This is a genomic window from Streptomyces sp. NPDC054840 (assembly GCF_053611065.1).
Map to the genome: position 1 here is coordinate 1 of NZ_JBSGZP010000991.1, position 1971 is coordinate 1971.

Here is a 1971-nt window from a genome sequence, read left to right on the forward strand (position 1 = left end):
CGTGACGCAGTGAGCTGCGCCGATCGCCGACCGGTAGCACGGCGATCGCCCTGCCACTCGCGACGAGTTCGAGCTTGTCCTCGTAGCTCTCGATCGGCGGGACGCCGACTCCGAGGATCCGGTAGGAAGTCCAGTCCGCGGTCTCGAACACGCACGGCGCCGCCTCCTCGCCGGCCAGCTCTTCCGCGGTCACCGACACACGGTCGGCCAAGGGATGGCCGCGCGGGACCACGAGCATCCGGGGCTCTTCGTACAGCGGAGTGGTGAGTACGTCGTCGGCGGCGAGCGGCAGCGGGGCGCGCGCGATCAGGGCGTCGACGCGCTCGTCGGACAGCGCCCCGACGTCGCGGCAGCTCAGATAACGGGTGGCGATCTCGGCCTCCGGGTAACGGCGGCTCAGTTCCTGTACGACGGACGTGATCACCAGGTCTTCGACGTAGCCGATGGCGATGCGTTCGGTCTCGGCTTGTTCCCGCACGGCCAACTCGGCGTGGCGGGCGGCCTGGAGCAGGGCTTGTGCCCGGGGGAGGAACGTCTGGCCGGCCGGAGTGAGCCGGGTGCCCTGGGGTACGCGGTCCAGCAGACGTACGCCGAGATACTTCTCGAGCCGTTGGATCTGGCGGCTCAGCGCCGGCTGGGCCACGTGCAAGTGCGCGGCCGCCCGGCCGAAGTGCTCATGCGCCGCCACCACGGTGAAGTAGCGCACCAGCCGCAGTTCCAGGTCCTGTCCGAGATCGTTCACCTTTCCAGCGTACGCGTCATGCCGTTTCGGAATGACGGGGTTGCCGAACCGGTCTTGGACGGCCATGCCTTCCTGGGCCTTGACTGAGGGAACACCGTTTCCCCGAGAAAGCGACAGGCGCGATGAAGGCGATTCAGTTCCGCGAAGCGGGCGGGCCGGAAGTTCTGCAGTATGACGAGGTGCCGGTTCCCGACATCGGCCCGGGCGAGGTGCTCGTCCGGGTGCACGCGGCCGGCATCAATCCGCCGGATTGGTACCTGCGTGAGGGGCTGAAGGTCATGCCGGCCGAGATGAGGCCGGCGCTGGAGTTCCCCCTGATCCCGGGAACGGACATGTCGGGCGTGGTCGAGGCGGTCGCTCCGGACGTGCCGGGGTTCGCCGTCGGTGACGAGGTCTTCGGCATGCTGCGGTTCCCCGGATTCGACGGCCGGACGTACGCCGAGTACGTGGCCGCGCCGGCTTCGGACCTCGCTCACAAGCCGGCCGGTATCGACCACGTGCAGGCGGCCGGTGCACCCATGGCCGTGCTCACGGCCTGGCAGTACTTGGTTGATCTCGGCCACGACCTACCGTCTCCTTTCACCGGCCAGGTGCACCGGCCCGTGCCGATCACGCCAGGTATGACCGTGCTCGTCAACGGGGCCGCCGGTGGAGTGGGCCACTTCGCGGTGCAGTTGGCGAAATGGAAGGGGGCACACGTGATCGCGGTGGCCTCGGGCCGGCACGAGCAGTTCCTGCGCAAGCTCGGCGCCGATGAGTTCCTCGACTACACCAGGAAGCAGGCCGCGGACGTGGTCAGCGGTGTCGACCTGGTGATCGACACCGTCGGTGGCCCGGACAGCTCACGCTTCCTGACCGTGCTCAAGCGCGGCGGGACCATGCTTCCGGTGTTCTTCGCCCAGTACGACCCGGAAGAGACGGCGCGTCTGGGCATCTCAGTCTCGAACATTCAGGTGCGTTCCAACGGCCCCCAGCTCGCCGAGATCGGGTGCCTGCTCGACGCGGGCACGCTCCAGGTCGGGGTGGACAGCACCTACCCGCTGCCCGAGGCGGGCAGCGCACACAGGCGAGCCGCGCAGGGCCACATCCAAGGCAAGATCGTGCTGACCATGGTGTCGTGATCGCCGAACTCCAGCACGAATCCACGGTCACCCGCTCCAGCAGGGCCGGGACGAAGCGGGCGGCCTGGTGGAAAGTGCCGGCACGAAGCGGGCGGCCTGGCGGAGGGG

General features: G+C 68.7%; 2 protein-coding genes. One reads left to right on the plus strand and one right to left on the minus strand.

The window, feature by feature from the left end:
* Nucleotides 1-742: LysR family transcriptional regulator (locus ACWGIU_RS36760; RefSeq protein WP_453712415.1), on the minus strand; the 742-nt coding region annotated here is incomplete at its 3' end.
* A 122-nt stretch (nucleotides 743-864) separates the two neighbouring features.
* Here ACWGIU_RS36760 and ACWGIU_RS36765 point away from each other — a divergent pair.
* Entirely contained in the window at nucleotides 865-1863 is a 999-nt protein-coding gene (locus tag ACWGIU_RS36765) for an NADP-dependent oxidoreductase (RefSeq protein ID WP_453712416.1), read from the plus strand.
* The last annotated feature ends 108 nt before the right edge of the window (nucleotides 1864-1971 follow it).

Coding starts and splice junctions, on each gene's coding strand:
- ACWGIU_RS36765 (WP_453712416.1), top strand. CDS start 865: ATGAAGGCGATTCAGTTCCGCGAAGCGGGCGGGCCGGAAGTTCTGCAG.